Raw genomic sequence first — 16171 nt, 5'->3', positions numbered from 1 at the left:
ATGGCTTAAATTTTGTAACTTTGCAGTACCAATTTTAGCATTGAATGAAGAACCCATTATTTTATGCCAAAATCTTACTTTTTGGCGAATATGGAATTATTGAAAACTCGAAAGGATTAACAATTCCTTATAATTTTTACCAAGGTGCATTAAAATTTGAGCCTTCTGAAATTGCAGAAGAGTCAAATGCTCACTTGAAAAATTATGCGAAATTTTTAGAAGAGAATTTTGCAGATACTTTTGATACAAAATCTTTTTCGGAAGATGTTGCAAACGGAATGTACTTCGATTCTAACATTCCTCAAGGATATGGTGTAGGTAGTTCTGGCGCTTTGGTTGCAGCTATTTATGACAAATATGCCTTGAATAAAATTGATATCAATCAAAATCTAAACAAAGAAAAAATTAGCAAATTAAAAGCTCTTTTCGGAAATTTAGAATCTCATTTTCATGGAAAAAGTTCTGGAATTGATCCTTTGATTTGTTACATGAATATTCCTTTATTAATTCAATCAAAAGATGATATCTCGACAATTGGTTTACCTTCTGCAAACGTAGACGGAAAAGGAGCTGTTTTCTTAATCAATTCGGGTACACCAGGAGAAACGGCGCCAATGATTCATATTTTCTTCGAAAAAATGAAAAAAGAGGGTTTTCGTAAAACATTGAAAGAAGAATTTATTAAATACAACAACGCATGTATCGAAAACTTTGTGAAAGGTGAATACAATCCACTTTTTTCAAATCTTCAGAAATTGTCAGCTTGGGGTTATGAGCATTTCAGACCAATGATTCCTCAAAAACTGGTGAATGCATGGAAAACTGGAATTGATACAGATACGTATTACCTAAAACTTTGTGGTTCTGGCGGAGGCGGTTATGTTCTTGGTTTTACACAAGATTATGACAAAGCGAAAAGCTACTTAAAAGACTTCCAGACCGAAGTTATTTACAAATTCTAAAAAATAATTTATAAAAATATAATCAATGAACGTTCAGAAAATAATCTTAAAAGTTTTTGCATTATTTTCTGTTGTTCGTGGCTATAATTTAATTGTGTTAATATTGGCACAATACCTTGCTGCACTTTTTATTTTTGCGCCAGAAGTTGGTCATCGTCAATTGTTGACAAATCCAAAGTTGGACGGGCTTATTCTTTGTTCGATACTTTGTGTGGCCGCGGGATATATCATCAATAATTTTTACGATTTAGAAAAAGACGAACTCAAACGTCCTTTACAAGTTTATCTTCAGAAACAAGTTTCGCAAGGTTTCAAACTAACTGTTTACATTGTTCTGAATGCTTTAGCATTGATTATTGCAGCCTTAATTTCGTGGAAGGTTTTCATTTTCTTTTTGATTTATCAATTTCTAGTTTGGTTTTATAGCCACAAAATCAATCGATTTGCATTGATCAAAAACTTTTATTTGGTTATTATTCGTGTCATGCCATTTTTCGCCTTATTGGTTTATTTTGATCATTTCACGTTCAATTTGGCTTTACATGCTACTTTTTTGAGTATTTTATTATTGATTACTGATATTGTAAAAGATTTGAGTTCTCAAAAAGCAGATTTGATTTATAATTATGATTCAATTCCAATCAAATATGGAATAGATTTTACAAAAGTTTTGATTTCATGTTTAATTATTACAGAATTAATCATTGGAATTATTATCATTATGAAAAATGATGTTGGCGCGATGAAGTACTTTTTTATTGCTGCGAATATCGCTTTCACAGTGATTTTATTTATCATTTGGAGAATAAAATCGACACAAGCATATAAGATTTTACATTATTTTTTTAAGGGAATGATTGTTGCGGGTGTATTTAGTATCGTATTAATCGAAATAAATCCCTTAACTTTGCAAACTATTGCGCAAAATTTTAATCAGCGCATAAATTAATCAAATTCAGATGAATAACAGACGAAATCAATCCAACGACAGAAATTCCCAAGGCGGGAACAATCGTGGAAAAGGTGGAGCAAGAGGAAATTCTTCTTCTAAACCATCTTCAGGGAAAGGAAAACCAACTTTTGGTGGAAAACCATCAGAAGAAGGAAAGAAAAGTTTTGGACCAAAGAAACCGTTTAACAAACCAGGTGAAAAACCATTTGTTAAAAGACTGAAAAAAGCACCAGTTGATGACGGGACTATTCGTTTAAATAAATATGTAGCGAATGCAGGGATTGCATCCAGAAGAGAGGCTGACGAGTTGATCAAAACTGGAATCGTTACAGTGAATGGTCAAGTGATTACTGAAATGGGTTATAAAGTACAACCCGATGATGAAGTTCGTTTCGATGGTCGTAAAATCTCTTCAGAGAAAAATGTATATTTTGTGTTGAATAAACCAAAAGGTTTTATTTCAACATCAAATGATGAAAAAGGACGTAAAACTGTGATGGACTTAATGTCTACAGCAACTACAGCGAGAATTTTCCCAGTAGGACGCTTGGATAGACAAACAACAGGAGTTTTATTGTTTACAAATGATGGTTATTTAACTAAGAAATTAACACATCCAAGTCATGATATCAAAAAAATATATCACGTTACATTGGACAAAAAGTTAACAGCAAATGATTTGGCTGACATCAAAAAAGGTGTTCGTTTAATTCCTGAAGGAATTGCAGTTGTTGACGAAATTTCTTTTATTGAAGGTAGACCGAAAAATGAAGTTGGTGTAGAATTACATATTGGTTGGAACCGCGTTGTACGTCGTATTTTCGAAACAAAAGGATACGAAGTAGAAGCGTTAGACCGCGTTTCTTTTGCAGGACTTACAAAGAAAACTTTACAAAGAGGTGATTTTAGAAGATTAACGGAATTAGAAGTTAACTTCTTGAAAATGTTATAATACCTCAGCTATAAAATTTAAAAACCACTTCTAAAGAAGTGGTTTTTTTATGTTTTAATCTTTCGAAACCTTGTTATTATAAGCTTCCATCATCTTTTTATTTGCTTCTTTCACAAAATCATCTTTCTCAATTTGTGTCATTTTCTGACCTTTTGATGGAATTTTAATCACTTCGTTTTTAGATGCTTCTTTTATATTAATTGCTCTGAAAATCGTTTCATAACTTTCGTCTTTCATTGTTGTTACAGCTTTCAATTCTAAAATTAAACCTGGTAACCCATTGAAAAATATTGGTCCTCCTTTTGGTTGTAAAGTTGGCGCAAACCAAACTTCTATCTTAGAATCTTTGTATTCGGTTATTGCTTTTTTTACTTTAATTCCCAAAATTTCTTTTGATTCTCTACTAATTGTCCAAGTGTATTTAGGCAAATTATCTATTATTAAAATATTCTTGTTCACATAATTTCCTTCAATCTTATATTGTGAAGTTTTATAATCGATGTAAATATTATCATCAATTGTACTCATCGACATAGATGATTGATTTTGACTATTATCAATTCTTACAATTTCAGAAAAAAACGACTGATTTTCATTAAAAAGTAATTGATAGTATTTTGGTGTAGAATTGTTTTTATCTAATTCTGCCTTAAAAACAGGATCTTTTTCGTCAAAAAACATTTTATCATAGGTTTCATATTCTACTTTCCACAAATTTTGAGCAAATAGAAATGGAGAAAAAATCATTAGAAAGAAGAGTAAAGCTTTTAATTTCATAGTTGATTAATTATGAACTAAATATAATAATTATTTACAATAAAAAAGCGATTCAAAATTGAATCGCTTTTCTTATATTGAGAATTATTTCTTTTCAGAATTTTTTCCTTTGTTTTTCACATATTTCTCTAACCATTGATCTTGTTCCCACAACATGTGAAGAATATTTTCTCTGGCTGCATATCCGTGAGATTCTTTTGGTAATAAAACCAAACGAGTTGTCGCTCCCAAACCTTTCAATGCATTGAAATAGCGCTCAGATTGCATCGGGAAAGTTCCTGTATTATTATCTGCTTCACCATGAATTAACAACAATGGTGTTTTCATTTTATCTGCATTTTGGAAAGGCGCCATTGTGTTGTAAACATCTGGAGCTTCCCAATAATTACGTTGTTCAGATTGAAATCCAAAAGGCGTCAATGTACGGTTATAAGCACCTGAACGTGCGATACCTGCCGCAAATAAATTAGAATGCGTTAATAAATTTGCTGTCATAAATGCGCCATAAGAATGTCCACCAACCGCAACTCTTTCACGATCGATAAAACCTAATTTATCCACCGCATCAATCGCAGCTTTTGCATTGGCAACCAATTGAGGAACGAACGTATCATTTGGCTCCTCTTTTCCTTCTCCAATAATTGGAAAAGCCGCATCATCTAAGACCGCATATCCTCTCAATGCCCAATAAATAGGACCTCCGTAAGAAGGAGAAGTAAATTTATTTTCAGAAGTTGTTACCTGACCAGCCGTAGATGCATCTTTGAACTCGCGAGGATAAGCCCACATTAACATTGGCAACTTTTCCTTTTTCGTTTTATCGTAATTTGGCGGCAAATATAAAGTTCCTGATAATTCTACACCATCAGCACGTTTGTACGTAATTAATTCTTTCGAAATTTTGTTCATTGCCTCAAAAGGATTTTTTGTAAACGTTACTTGTTTTGGCTTTCCTCCTTTCTGAAAAATATTACGAACATATAAATTTGGATAATCTGTTTTCGATTGAATCTGTTCTAAAATGATCCCTTTCTTCGGATCGATAACTCTAGCAATCGCTTCTAGTTTATCTGATTTCTGCGCTCTCCATAAACGAGAAGTTTTTTGCGTTTTGATATCAAAATCATCAACAAAAGGTAAAATTCCTTCCGCAGAAACTCCTTCTCCAACTAACATCAATTTTCCTTTGTTAATCGCTAAAACATTGTAACCATAATCATTCATTTCAGTTACGAAATTTCCAGGATTATTGTAAGCATCTTGCGAATTTCTACTAAAAAAGCGTATCGGTTCTTGATTTGGATTTGACGGATTGAACAAATAACTACTTTCGTTACGTGTATTATACCAAGCATCTCTCACAATCGCAACCTCATCATTCCCCCAAGTCACTCCTCTATAGCGATCTTTTACTTTTACCAACAACTCTTTATTCGCTGTAAATGGCGCCGTTACTTGATAAAGCGCATCGCGATATTCCGCAGGCTTGTTTGCATCACCACCATCTAAAGCCTCAACCCAATATAAAGTATTTGGTTTATCTGCTCTCCAATTCAAACCTCTTTTTCCCATAATCGTAGAAGAAAATCCTTTCGGAACAACTTCTTGTAACTCTTTATGATCAACTTCTTTCACCAATTTTCCATTGATATCATACACAATATCAGTTGAAGGGAAACTATTGTAAGTTACTAAATATGAAAAAGGTTTTTTGATTTCGTTCACCAAAACATATTGTCCATCTGGAGAAGTCGAAATATCCGTGTACATCGCAGCATCTTTCCATTTCGATTTTGCTCCTGTTTCGATATTAACTTTTACTAATTCAGAAATTGCTAATTGCTCGAAGTTAAACTCATCATTTTTATTTTGCAATAAATCTTGATAGGTTCTGTTTTGCGCTTCTTTTCCGTCAGCAACAGAAACTGTAGGTCCAGTCGCAATCGCATCTTTCGTATCAATCAAAGCTTTTTTAGAAGCTGGAATTACATTCACAATTAATTCTGTATCTGAAATCCAATTGAAAGGACGACCTAAGTTTGCGTTTAATTTATCTTCATAAACTTTTGTTGCAGCTTGCGTTTTTACGTCAACAATCCATAGTTCTACACCTTTATTTGTTGTATTTGTAACGGCAAATTTCGATTGAGAAGTGTTCCAAGATTGATTAGAAAAACGACCTTTTGCAGGTAAACCAACTATCGTTTTTTCTTTTGAAGTTTTCAGATCAAAATAAGTAATTTTCTCACTGAATGTTTCACGTGAATTGATATTTGTAACTGGATTAATTCGTAATCCTGCTAAACGTAATTCCGTTTCTGACAATTCATTAATCGTTTTATAACGACTTCTATAAGACAAAAATGCATTCTCCGCTTTACGATCTATACTAATTGACGGCGGCATATCTGCATCTGCCAATTGTAAAATTTCTTGCGGAGGCAATTGATAAGTAACATTTTCTTGTGCTTTTACCGATGCACCAAAAGTCATCGCTATAAAAAGCAACGAATAAACAATTTTCTTCATGTGTTTTTAAGATTTTACTTTATAAAGATATTGAATCTTTGGTAAAATGACATGATAGAAGTTAGTTTTGACTAAAATGTATAAAAAAAGACGAAAAATATTCGTCTTTTGATTTTATCTTCTTTTACCAAATTTACCTCCTTTCGTATTTGTAGGTGGTTTACTTTTTCCTACTCTGGCTTGAGTTGTTGATTTTTTTACTGGCTTTTTAATTGATTTTCCTTTCGAATCTTTAAAATCTGGAGAAATTTCTTTTGTTTTTTTCGCTGATGATTTTTTTGATTTTGAAGCTGGTTTCTTTTCTTCGTGTTTTTCCGAATCTTTCGTCAAGCGATTGATTTCTGCTAATTCTTCTGCCGTTAAATCTCGGTGTTGACCAATTCCTACATTCAACGTTAAGTTCATAATTCGAACACGTTCTAATTTTTTTACACCATATCCAAAATATTCGCACATACGACGAATCTGTCTATTCAAACCTTGGATTAATGTAATTTTGAAAACGTTTGTACTTATTTTTTCGATCTTACATTTCTTTGTAACTTGATTAAGAATCGGAACGCCTTTCGACATTCGTTCGCAAAATTCATCCGTAATTGGTTTATCAACGGTTACGATATATTCTTTTTCATGATTATTTCCTGCACGTAAAATCTTATTCACAATATCGCCATCGCTTGTCAATAAAATCAATCCTTGCGAATCTTTATCTAAACGACCAATCGGAAAAATTCGTTCTCCAAACGAAAGAAAATCAACAATATTATCTGGATCTGTAGGATCTGTTGTACACGTAACGCCCACAGGTTTATTAAGCATAATATAAACCGCATGCTCCTTTTCGCGCGGTTCTATTTCGACACCTTTTACAGTCACCACATCATTTGGTCCTACAAATTGCCCAATTTTAGCAACTCGTCCATTAATTTGTACCAAACGATTTTCGATGTATTGATCTGCTTCGCGACGCGAACAAAAACCACTATCGCTAATATATTTGTTTAAACGCAAAAAATTAGTTTCTTCCATACTTGCAAAGATAGTTTTTTATCGATTTGAAATATATTTTGACAAAATTCTTTATCATTCTGCAAAACGATGAAACTTATTTATCTTTACAAAACCAAAGATTTTGAGAAATGAAAAAAATATTTTTTTTGAAAACTTGCGATACGTGCAAACGTATTATGAAAGAGTTTGATTTTACAGGTTTTGATTTGCATGAAATAAAATCGACTGCGATAACGGCTGAAGAATTAGAAGAAATGAAGAATTTAGCTGGCAGTTACGAAGCTTTATTTTCGAGACGTGCACAGAATTACAAAAAATTAGGATTGAAAGATCAACAGCTTTCTGAAGATGATATCAAAAATTATATTTTATCAGATTATACTTTCCTAAAACGTCCTGTCGTGGTAGATGGAGACAAAATTTTTATTGGGAATGAAAAGAAAAACTTAGAAGCACTTGGGCAATATTTGAAATAGAAATCACACATGAAAAAAACAATTTTATTGACTACACTTTTAATGAGCGCTAGTTTAATTGCTCAGAAAAAGAATGTCACAATGGAAGATGCTGTACTTGGATTATCGACGAATTTACGTATCGAGAATCTAAATCAAGTACAATGGATTCCGAATCAAAATGCGTACACGCAAAATGTAAAAACATCATACGGAGAAGCTTTAATCAAGAAAGAAGTTCCATCTCTTAAAACTGATACAATTTTTAGAAGTTCTCAATTTGAGAATAAAAGAATTCCTTCTTTGAATTGGATCAATGATAAGCAAGCTTATTATTCGACAAAAACAGGTTACAAAACAATTACAACTGCTGGTCAACAAAACGATTGGTTGAAATTACCTGAAAATGCAGAAAATATAGAATTCGACGCGACGAATAATCAAGTTGGATATGTGGTTGATAACAATTTATTCTTTCTTGATAAAACTGGAAAAACGCATCAAATTACCAAAGACGGCAAATATGAAATCGTGAATGGTAAATCGGTTCATCAAAATGAATTCGGTATTCACAAAGGAATTTTTATTTCGCCAAAAGGAAATTTAGTAGCGTTTTATAGAATGGATCAAACAGCGGTTACAGATTATCCTATTATCGATTGGTCGGTACAACCTGCGGTAAACAAAAACATCAAATATCCATTTGCTGGAACAAAAAATCATACCGTAACATTAGGAGTTTATAATCCAACCACTCAAAAAACGATTTTCTTAGAAACTCATCCAGAAGTTGATCATTATTTAACTTCGGTTACGTGGTCGCCAGACGAAAAACATATTTATATCGCGTTACTTTCTCGTAATCAAAAACATTTGGAATTGAATCAATATGACGCTGTTTCAGGGAAATTGATTAAAACATTATTCAAAGAAGATGATGCAAAATATGTAGAACCTCAAAATGAATTACATTTTATTCCAGGAAAAAATAATGAATTTGTTTGGTGGTCGCAACGCGATGGTTTTATGCATTTGTATCGTTTCAATACAGATGGAAAATTATTAAACCAAATTACAAAAGGAGATTGGATTGTAACGGATCTTGTTGGTGAAAATGCGAAGAAAAAAGAATTCTTAATTATGACAACAAAAGATTCTCCGAAAGATCGTCATTTATATGCGGTGAATTGGGAGAATGGAAAATTGCGTAAAATAACAACAGATGCAGGAACGCACAATGTTTCGGTTTCAACGAATGGTGAATATGCAATTGATAATTGGAGTAATGATAACACACCTCGTAAAATTGATGTGTTAGATGCGAATGGAAAATTCAAACAAAATATCTTAACTGCTCAAAATCCTTTAGCAAATTACAATACAGCGAAAGTTGAAAATGTAACGTTAAAGGCAGATGATGGAACAGATTTATATGGAAAATTAATCTATCCAACAAACTTTGATTCTTCGAAAAAATATCCAGTTATCGTTTATTTATACAATGGTCCTCACGCGCAATTAATCACGAATCGTTTTCCTGCAACAGGAAATCTTTGGTACGATCATTTAGCGGAAAAAGGCTATGTTGTGTTTACAATGGACGGACGTGGATCGGCGAATAGAGGTCTTAAATTTGAGCAAGCGATTCACGGAAATGTGGCAACTACTGAAATGAATGATCAAATGAAAGGTGTTGATTTCTTGAAAACTTTACCTTTCGTGGATGTGGAACGTATGGGAATTCATGGTTGGTCTTATGGTGGATTTATGACAACTTCTTTTATGTTACGTAAACCTGATGTTTTCAAAGTTGGTGTTGCTGGTGGACCAGTTTTAGATTGGACGCAATACGAAATTATGTACACGGAGCGTTACATGGAATCGCCACAAGATAATCCTGAAGGTTTCAAAAACACGAATTTAATTAACCGTGTAAAAGACTTAAAAGGTAAATTATTGATGATTCACGGAGCGCAAGATAATGTGGTTGTTTGGCAACATTCAATTGATTTTATTCGCGAAGCAGTGAAAAATGGTATGCAAATGGATTACTTTGTTTATCCTGGACATGAGCATAATGTTCGTGGAAAAGACCGTGTTCATTTGATGCAAAAAATTACAGATTACTTCGATTTATATCTTAAACCAGAAGGTACATCTCAAAAATAATAGTCAACAAAAAACCACTTCTTGCGAAGTGGTTTTTTGTTTTTAACTAAATTTTTCTAACTCTATAGCTTCTTCAAAAAACATTTTAAATTTATCCGATAATAATTTATTTTTAAATTTTACAATTGTATAAGAACTATCAAAAGCTATAATTTCTATTTCTGAATTTATAATTTGAAATATATTATTATTCCAAATTGAATCATTACCTTCTATAAATGGTAAATCGTTAGACAGTAAAATTACTTCCTCATCTAATGGAACTGCTGAAATTATACCCCAAATAAATTGAGTATGAACATCCAATATCTTGTTTAATTCTAAATCATTAAGAATAAAATAGTCATCGTCTAAATTTATGGGCAAAATATCATCACTCATAAAATCTATATCATTAAAAACCCATTTATAATTTTTAAAATTGATTTTTAAAGGTTCAAGTATTTTAGCTAAATTCGTATGAAAATCTAATTTATTTGATTTCTCTAAAATCCAGTTCATAGTTATTTTACTTCTTCGTAAATTCGAATTTTTGTCCTGCTTCTTCTACAGAAAATGTCTTTTTATCTTTTGCAAAAGTCAACTCCAAACCGCCTTGTTCATTCACAAATTTACCATCACCTTGATAATCTAACGGAATAGTTTGTCCACCAAAAACTAAATTCAATTTATCGTTTTCAGCTTTCAACACAAATTCTGCATTGATTTGTTTATTCGTAAATGTACCTTCGTATTCTTTTGGGTTAATCTTATCAACAGGTTTTGCATCACCCATATTGAATGTATTATTCTTCAAATCAATATCTGGTAAAGCTCCATTTGGATCCAATTTAATCGTCGAAACTTCTTTTGTTGAAGGCACTTTAAAAGTCCATTCTGTATTACGTTTCCAAACTTCAATCGGTAATTTAACTTCTTGCGAAGTTCCATCTTTAAAGTTTACTTGAACAGTAGTTGGCATTGGTAATTGTCCAAAATTTTCAACTTTCAAAATCAAGCCTTTTTTATAATCGCCATCTACATATTTTGCGCTGTTAATTCCTTGATCAATTGTCCATTTATTTAAGAACCAACCTCTCCAAAACCACGATAATTCCTCTCCCGAAACATTTTCCATCGTACGGAAAAAATCTTCTGGCGTTGGATGTTTATATGCCCAATATTTGATGTATTGACGCAATGCTTTATCAAATTTTTCTTCACCTAAAATTGTTTCACGCAAAACTTTCATTCCCGCTCCCGGCTTATAATACAACAACGCACCGATATTTCTTTCTCGCATATTATCCGGTTGAGTCGTTACAGGCTCAAGATTATCGCTGAATAAATAACTCGCCATTCGTTGTGCAGATTGTTTTTTGTAATATTCGCCATTGTTGAAATTCTTCGTCGAAATATCATTGACAAATGTATTAAAACCTTCATCCATCCAACCATGAACACGCTCATTAGAACCAACAATCATCGGGAACCAAATATGTCCAAATTCGTGATCTGTAACGCCCCAAAGACCTTCGCCTTTCGAGTTCATGTGACAAAATACAATTCCTGGATATTCCATTCCTCCTTCATTTCCTGCAACATTTGTCGCCGCTGGATAAGGATATTCGTACCATTGTTTTGAGTAATGTTCAATCGATGCTTTTGTATATTCTGTCGATCTTCCCCAAGCTTCTTTTCCATCACTTTCGACTGGATAAGCCGAAATTGCCAAAGATTTTTTACCACTTGGAAGATTAATTCGTGCTGCATCTAAAATAAATGCTGAAGAAGATGCCCAAGCAAAATCTCTTGTATTTTGAATTTTAAATTTCCATGTTTTAGTTCCTTTTGCAACTTTTGTCGCTTTGTTTACCTCATCAGCAGAACGAATAATAATGGTTTTATCACTCGCTTTTGCTTTGTTCCAACGATTCACTTCTTCTTTCGAGTAAACTTCGTTTTCATTCAATAATTCTCCCGAACCAACCACATAATGCGTAGACGGAACCGTAATACTTGCTGTTACATCTCCATATTCCAGATAAAATTCTCCTGGACCTAGATAAGGCAAAGTATTCCATCCCATGATGTCATCATAAACCGCCATGCGAGGAAACCATTGCGCCATCGTAAAAATCTTTCCATTTTTAGTTGGCTCTACTCCCATTCTATCGGCTCCATAATCTGGCGAAACAAATGAATATTCGATTTTTATTTTTGTTTTTCCTCCACGAGCTTTCAAATGATTAATCAAATCAATTTGCATGCGTGTATCCGAAACAGTGTATTTCGCTTCTTTTCCGTCGATTTGAACAGATTTAATTTTATAACCTCCTTCAAATTCAGAAGTTGAATCGCCATAACGGCTTCCAGAAATCGGTAATAAAGCACTTCCTCGAGATTCTTTTTTGAATAAATTTTGATCCAATTGTAACCACAAAAAGTCTAAATCATCAAAACTATTGTTGGTATATGTAATTTCAGTTGTTCCCGAAATTTCATTCTTTTCTTCATTCAAACTAACATTCAGATTATAATCTGCACGATTTTGCCAATAATTATGACCTGGTTTTCCACTCGCCGAACGAGTTTCTGTTGCATTATTCTGATAAAAAAATGGTTTGAAAGCTTCTTGATAATCGTATTTTGGTTTTTCTTGTTGACCAAAAACCGAAATCGAGAATAAACTTATTCCTAAAAGTAAGGGTTTGAAATAATTTTTCTTCATGTGTGAAATTTTACAGTAATTATAAAATTACCTCATATTTTTCAATACGAGGTAATTTCAACTTTATAATTATTCTAAAATTTTAGTTTGAAGCTTTTTAAATTCTTCTGGTGTTAATTTTTAGGTTGATTATAAGGTAAAGCAAGTAATAAATTTCAGTTTTTTCATTCTAATATTTTGATTAGATGAAATTAACATATTTGTACGCAATAAAAAAACTCATCCAAAAAAGATGAGTTTTCTATATTTTATTAATTTTTCTGAAAATTATTTCTTGTTTGCATAAAGAACTGGATTCAAATCCTCGTCATTATACATTTTCATTTGTTTATACACTTTCATGTATTTTTTACCTGCTTCAAAATCAGCCAACAATTCTTCAATCGCTGTTGATAAATCTTGATGTTGTTGATTCAAAACATCTAATTTCACTTGACAAGCTGCTTTATGCTCCGGTGTTGCATCCTCACGTTCTACCTCTTGTTTCATGTGATAAACCTTAAGCGATAAAATAGAAAAACGGTCTACAGCCCACGCAGGAGATTCTGTATTGTAAGTTGCATCTGCTTTTACTTCTACATTCGCATATTGTTGTAAAAACCAGCTATCCACATATTCTACCATATCTGTACGTTCTTGGTTTGATTTATCAATCCAACGTTTTAAGCTTAATGCTTCTACTGGATCAATTTGTGGATCACGAATAATATCTTCTAAATGCCATTGAACTGTATCAATCCAATTTTTTTTGTACAATAAATGAGCGATTAAATCTTCTTCGCTATATGGATTTTCGATTTGACGATTTACATCATCATATTTGTGATAATCATTGATACTTTGATTAAAAATAGACCAAGCTTTATCTGTGAATTTCATGTTTTGTTTTAGTTTATAAAATAAAAGCATTGTAATTGTATACGCAACTACAATGCTCTATTATCTAATTAAAAATATATTTTAATTTTCTTTTTTGTCAGAAGTACTTTCAGTAGCTTCTGATTTGTTATCATCTTTTGTTGCTTTCTTGAATTCGTTTAATCCAGAACCTAATCCTTTCATTAATTCAGGAATTTTCTTTCCTCCGAATAATAATAACACAACAAGTACGATTACGATCCATTCTTTACCTCCTAATCCCATACTGAATTGATTTTAATGCAAATATATAATTTATTTATTACATTCCCGCTACCCAAGAAGCAGGATTTTGTTTTGTTGTTCCACTCCAAATTTGGAAATTCATGACTGTTTCACCATCTCCACTTGTATAGATAATTCCTAAAGATTGACCACGTTTTACATCATCACCTTTCGAAACACTTACACTTGACAAGTTTGTATAAACTGAATAATATGAACCATGTCTTACCAATACAGATTTACCATTTCCAGATACACTCATTACAGCTTGAACAGTTCCTTCGTAAACGGCACGTGCATGTGCACCACGATAAGTTGAAATATCAACACCACTATTTTGTGTTGTAATATTAGATAAAACTGGGTGAGAATTAGAACCAAATCTACTTACAACCGTTCCTTTATCAACAGGCCAAGGTAAACGACCTCTGTTTGATGAGAACTCTCCCGAAATACCTTCAGAATCTGGACGTTCTGCAAAAGTTTCAGCTGGTTTTACCGCATCTACTTTTACGACACGTTCTTTTTCTGGTACTTTTACAACAACTTTCTGTTCAGCTTCTATTTTCGCTTTACGCTCAGCTTCTGCTTTTGCCGCAGCAATTTTACGTGCATCTTCCTCTTTTTGAGCTTTAAGACGCGCATCTTCTTCCGCTTTACGTTGTGCAATGATACGTTGACGTTCTGCTTCAGCTTCGCGTTCTAATTGTTCAAATTTAGCAACTTCTGTTTTTGCTGTAGATACGAAACTTCCAGTTGGATGATGAGTTAAATAAGATTGATACGCTTGTTTTGTATGCGCAGAACGTGCAATATTCCATGCTTTGGCATCATTCTCAATTCTTAAAATAGCTGTACGAGCAGATTTCGCGTAATCACCTTTCGGATTATCTCTTAAATATTCGTTATAAGAGGCAATAGAGTTTCCTCGTTTTGCTTCGTTCCAATCTTTTAAATCTTTTTCTGCTCGAATCTTCGCTTGACGAATTTCTTCTTCAATGATTGCTTTAATCTGTGCATCAATTTGACGTTGTTGTGCTTCTTTCGCATTGATTTCTGCAGCAATAACACCTTCATTTTTACGGAATTCTTCAACCGCTTTCTCTTTTGTTAATCTTTCTTTTTCAAGATTTTGACTAAATAAAGTTTGCTGAGAAAGTACTTTTTCTTTTTCGTCTTTCGCTTTTTCTTTTTTTGCTTTTTTCGTCTGAATATCAGTTTGTTTACCAATTATTTCATTTGCTTGTCCTAATTGAAAAGCCGAATATTTTTCTAAATATTTGATACGACGATATGCTTCTCCCAAACTTTTAGAAGAAAGAACAAAAAGTAATTTATTTTCAACAGATTTGTTCTTATATGCTCGAACCAAAACCTGTTTGTAGTCTTTTTTTAGCTCAACCAACTCGCGCGAAAGTTTATTAATCTCTAATTGAGTTAAATAAATTTCATCCTCGATAAAGCGTTTTTCTTTCGATAAGTTGTTAACTAATTTTGTTTGTACCTGAATTTTTTTCGTCAAATTCTGCACAAAATCAACATTTAACTTCGAATTTTGCTTATTAACCTCGAGTTGTTTGTTTAAGTTTATAATCTCTTTTTTAAGCTGAGCATTCTGTTTTTGTAAGTTCGCTTTATTGTAAGGAACCTGCGCAAACACTGATAATGACAACGTTAAAAGTACAGTTGATAAAACAAACTTCATTATTTTATTTCTTTTTTCTTATACCCATTTGGAATTGAGAACGGTGTGTTCGTTTCTTGAAACGTAAAACTATTATATTCCAAGTCTATTTGACGCGTTTTTTTCTCTTTTATAATAATTTTAACATTTTTCGGAAATTCCTCTGCTCCAGCTTTTATCCAATTGTCGTAAGCCAAATCAACTTCCATTTTTCGTTTTGGATCTTTCAGATGTGCTTCTTTCAATCGGAAACCATTATCAAAAACATATGTTTGTATATATTCGCCTTCTTTTGGAGAAGTCGCAATCGCTTGATTTTTATTATATGTAATCGTATATTGATTATCTGTAAAAGTAGCTGTATAATCTGTAGGATTTAGATCAACGAAAACTTTTCCTAACATCAAATTTTGTAATTTTTGATAATCGACAAAATCAACTTTCAATAATTTATTTGCAATAGAAAAATCTCCTTCATAATATGTTCCACCTAACTTTTCAAAAGCCGAAAAACCATCAGGCGTAATCAATGCGCGTGCACCTGTAAATCCAAATTTTGTAGCATTAACCCATATCTTTTGTCCATTTTTCACAGCAATTGTAGCATTTACATCTCCAGAAATTTCTTCTAAATCTGCCGTTACTTTTGCCTTAATCGTTAAATCTTTGAATGATGTTTTTTTTGACAAGGTTTGCTGAATAATTTTCGAAGAAGCTGAAACAACTTCTGTATTATCTTTATCTACTTTTGCTACTTTCTGAGTGTTACAAGCTGTTGCAAGAACTCCTAAACAAAAGATATACGTTAATTTTTTGATCATAATTTA

The 16171-nt window shown here is 32.5% G+C and carries 14 protein-coding genes; 5 read left to right on the top strand and 9 right to left on the bottom strand.

Features of this window, described 5'->3' with window-relative positions; all coding sequences use genetic code 11:
• Nucleotides 1-44: 44 nt before the first annotated feature.
• From N5D03_RS02740 to N5D03_RS02730, 3 genes are read left to right on the top strand one after another with little or no spacing between them, the layout of a single operon-like run.
• A complete protein-coding gene (locus N5D03_RS02740) occupies nucleotides 45-962 on the top strand; it encodes a mevalonate kinase (protein WP_280049240.1) in 918 nt (305 codons plus the stop codon).
• A gap of 25 nt (nucleotides 963-987) precedes the next feature.
• Entirely contained in the window at nucleotides 988-1911 is a 924-nt protein-coding gene (locus N5D03_RS02735; protein ID WP_114998383.1) for a UbiA family prenyltransferase, read from the top strand.
• 10 nt (nucleotides 1912-1921) lie between these two features.
• On the top strand, nucleotides 1922-2866 hold the full coding sequence (locus tag N5D03_RS02730; protein WP_038334708.1) for a pseudouridine synthase: 945 nt from the start codon (nucleotides 1922-1924) through the stop codon (nucleotides 2864-2866).
• Between the two features lie 54 nt (nucleotides 2867-2920).
• On the opposite strand, the gene N5D03_RS02725 is transcribed toward N5D03_RS02730, so the two are convergent.
• The 3 genes from N5D03_RS02725 to rluF all read right to left on the bottom strand — a co-directional run bounded on the left by N5D03_RS02725 (nucleotide 2921) and on the right by rluF (nucleotide 7201).
• Complete coding sequence (locus N5D03_RS02725; RefSeq protein WP_114998385.1) at nucleotides 2921-3643, bottom strand: GLPGLI family protein; 723 nt, start codon at nucleotides 3641-3643, stop codon at nucleotides 2921-2923.
• Nucleotides 3644-3727: 84 nt separating this feature from the next.
• On the bottom strand, nucleotides 3728-6172 hold the full coding sequence (locus N5D03_RS02720; RefSeq protein WP_280050884.1) for a prolyl oligopeptidase family serine peptidase: 2445 nt from the start codon (nucleotides 6170-6172) through the stop codon (nucleotides 3728-3730).
• 114 nt (nucleotides 6173-6286) lie between these two features.
• On the bottom strand, nucleotides 6287-7201 hold the full coding sequence (rluF, locus tag N5D03_RS02715) for a 23S rRNA pseudouridine(2604) synthase RluF (protein ID WP_280050883.1): 915 nt from the start codon (nucleotides 7199-7201) through the stop codon (nucleotides 6287-6289).
• A gap of 110 nt (nucleotides 7202-7311) precedes the next feature.
• Here rluF and N5D03_RS02710 point away from each other — a divergent pair, with 110 nt between their 5' ends.
• Together N5D03_RS02710 and N5D03_RS02705 are read left to right on the top strand one after the other, a co-directional pair.
• Nucleotides 7312-7659, top strand: coding sequence for an ArsC/Spx/MgsR family protein (locus N5D03_RS02710; protein WP_280050882.1), 348 nt, complete (start codon nucleotides 7312-7314; stop codon nucleotides 7657-7659).
• Between the two features lie 9 nt (nucleotides 7660-7668).
• Nucleotides 7669-9807 carry a DPP IV N-terminal domain-containing protein gene (locus N5D03_RS02705; protein WP_280050881.1) on the top strand — a complete coding sequence of 713 codons (2139 nt, stop codon included), beginning with the start codon at nucleotides 7669-7671 and terminating at the stop codon, nucleotides 9805-9807.
• A gap of 42 nt (nucleotides 9808-9849) precedes the next feature.
• On the opposite strand, the gene N5D03_RS02700 is transcribed toward N5D03_RS02705, so the two are convergent.
• From N5D03_RS02700 to N5D03_RS02675, 6 genes are all read right to left on the bottom strand, one after another.
• Nucleotides 9850-10308, bottom strand: coding sequence for a hypothetical protein (locus N5D03_RS02700; RefSeq protein ID WP_280050880.1), 459 nt, complete (start codon nucleotides 10306-10308; stop codon nucleotides 9850-9852).
• Between the two features lie 7 nt (nucleotides 10309-10315).
• The gene (locus N5D03_RS02695; RefSeq protein WP_280050879.1) at nucleotides 10316-12517 is read right to left on the bottom strand and encodes a M1 family metallopeptidase; all 2202 of its coding nucleotides are present in this window, start codon (nucleotides 12515-12517) and stop codon (nucleotides 10316-10318) included.
• Between the two features lie 267 nt (nucleotides 12518-12784).
• Complete coding sequence (locus N5D03_RS02690) at nucleotides 12785-13396, bottom strand: DUF4254 domain-containing protein (protein ID WP_114998393.1); 612 nt, start codon at nucleotides 13394-13396, stop codon at nucleotides 12785-12787.
• A gap of 81 nt (nucleotides 13397-13477) precedes the next feature.
• A complete protein-coding gene (gene tatA, locus N5D03_RS02685; protein ID WP_038336575.1) occupies nucleotides 13478-13660 on the bottom strand; it encodes a twin-arginine translocase TatA/TatE family subunit in 183 nt (60 codons plus the stop codon).
• A 37-nt stretch (nucleotides 13661-13697) separates the two neighbouring features.
• Nucleotides 13698-15365, bottom strand: coding sequence for a peptidoglycan DD-metalloendopeptidase family protein (locus N5D03_RS02680; protein WP_280050878.1), 1668 nt, complete (start codon nucleotides 15363-15365; stop codon nucleotides 13698-13700).
• Nucleotides 15365-16165 (bottom strand): DUF4292 domain-containing protein, encoded by an 801-nt coding sequence (locus N5D03_RS02675; protein ID WP_280050877.1) that lies wholly within the window; start codon nucleotides 16163-16165, stop codon nucleotides 15365-15367. The genes N5D03_RS02680 and N5D03_RS02675 overlap by 1 nt, the downstream gene beginning before the upstream one ends.
• Between the last annotated feature and the right edge of the window lie 6 nt (nucleotides 16166-16171).

Source organism: Empedobacter sp. GD03861 (genome assembly GCF_029840885.1).
In the GTDB taxonomy this organism is placed as follows: Bacteria; Bacteroidota; Bacteroidia; order Flavobacteriales; family Weeksellaceae; genus Empedobacter; species Empedobacter falsenii_B.
Note: the sequence above shows the minus strand (reverse complement) of the source record. Positions and strands in the feature narration are given on the sequence as shown.